Here is a 1,546-nt window from a genome sequence, read left to right as displayed (position 1 = left end):
ATCTGCATCCACAGGCCTATAATACCCGTTACAACAGGTGTTGAAAAAGAGGTGCCACTGTTTATACTTGCGCTTTGGCTTCCGGTGGTGTTTTCTGCAGTTGCTGCAAAGGCAACTTCTGTTCCTGTTGTCGTGATATCCGGTTTTATACCTCCGTCATCTCTTGGTCCTGCACAGCTGTAAAAGGACCGTACAACATCAGTGGAAGCTGTATATCTGTTGTCGTTGGCTGCAATAATATCAGTAGCGCCTACAACGATTATATTTTTGGCAAGGGAGCCGTTGCTGATGCAGTCATACCCTGATTGGCAGTTGTCTGGCGGTAAAACTTCTGTTGCCGCAAACTGCACAGGAGGGTTATTGGCAGGACCGGCATGGTATCTGGGCAATACAGCTCCATAACCTGTAGGCCCTGTTGTAGCCTCATTACCGGCCGCTTTTACTATCACATAAGAAGGATTGGCATATACAATTTGATCATATTGCTGATCATTTACATAATAAGCGCCTTGCAAATCCTGATGTGCTCCGGCTACGGTTAATGCATCGGGATTTCCATTCCAATACAGTACCTGTTGTCCGGTGCTGGGCAGGGGGTATAGAAGCCAGCCTGTCTGTGCACCATAGGAATGATTGGATATTTTTGGGGCAGCCAGCAGTATTTTTTGGTATAGGGTACTTTCCAGAGAGCCTCCCGGTAATACGGTATTGTGAAAGGAATAATTGTCGAATGTACTGTTAGAAGCTATACCTTTAAGATCAACAGATACATTTGCTCCATTGTATTGTAGGGTAATTGGCAGGCTTTTTGCCCCAATAAAACCGGTTACAGCTGTAGCATGTAAATCATAATTTGCGGTGGTACCGGTGGCAGCCTCCTTATTGGTGATCCTGTTGGGCATATTATCAAAAGCGACATGCCCTCCAAAAGCCCTGCCCCCATCAAAGACTGTATATTTAATATTCTCTCCGTTAAAAGATCCTGTAAGGCCATTTATAGTGCCGTTTTGTAAGAAATCAGCATTTGAATTCTTTCCCTGTCTCAGATCAGTTAGCTCATTGAAAAGAGGGTTGCCATCCGGAGTGAATCCTGCCAGCTTACTTCTTTGCTCCTCAATTCTTTTTTGAGTATCAGCAGATCTGCTTGTTCCATAATGTTTAGAAACATAAGCTTCAAATTTTTCGTTATTCTCAATTCTCTGTTTCTCAAACTGTCTCATTAAGTCCTGGTTGCTTTGTGCACTTAAACTTAAAATGGCCAAAGTGCCGGCCGAAATAAAAATTTTCTTCATAGGTTTTTATTATGTTCGCCTAAATATAATAATTAAACATATTGGTTTTAACTTAACTGTCTGTTAATTAGTGTATTGGTTTAAAAGTTAAATTTGTTTTTATTGTTGAGTTTATAATTTTAAATGTATTGTGGTATCTTATTATTTTTATCCTTTGAAAAAATGTAATATTATGTTTAGTCTGTGATAAAAAATGAGGTTTGGGGTATTTTTAAGTCATATTATTTTGTTATTTTTTGCAGATGTCAAAAAAA

Annotated in this window: 1 protein-coding gene; it reads right to left on the bottom strand. The window is 39.8% G+C overall.

From position 1 onward, the window contains the following. Positions 1-1,292 (bottom strand): S8 family serine peptidase (locus PMI13_RS03105; protein ID WP_007840599.1); only part of this gene is annotated, 1,292 nt, incomplete at its 3' end. Positions 1,293-1,546: the final 254 nt, after the last annotated feature.

Origin of the sequence: Chryseobacterium populi (assembly GCF_000282115.1) — a bacterium.
Classification (GTDB): domain Bacteria; phylum Bacteroidota; class Bacteroidia; order Flavobacteriales; family Weeksellaceae; genus Chryseobacterium; species Chryseobacterium populi.
The sequence above is the reverse complement of the archived record's forward strand: the minus strand, read 5'-3'. Positions and strand labels throughout refer to the sequence as shown.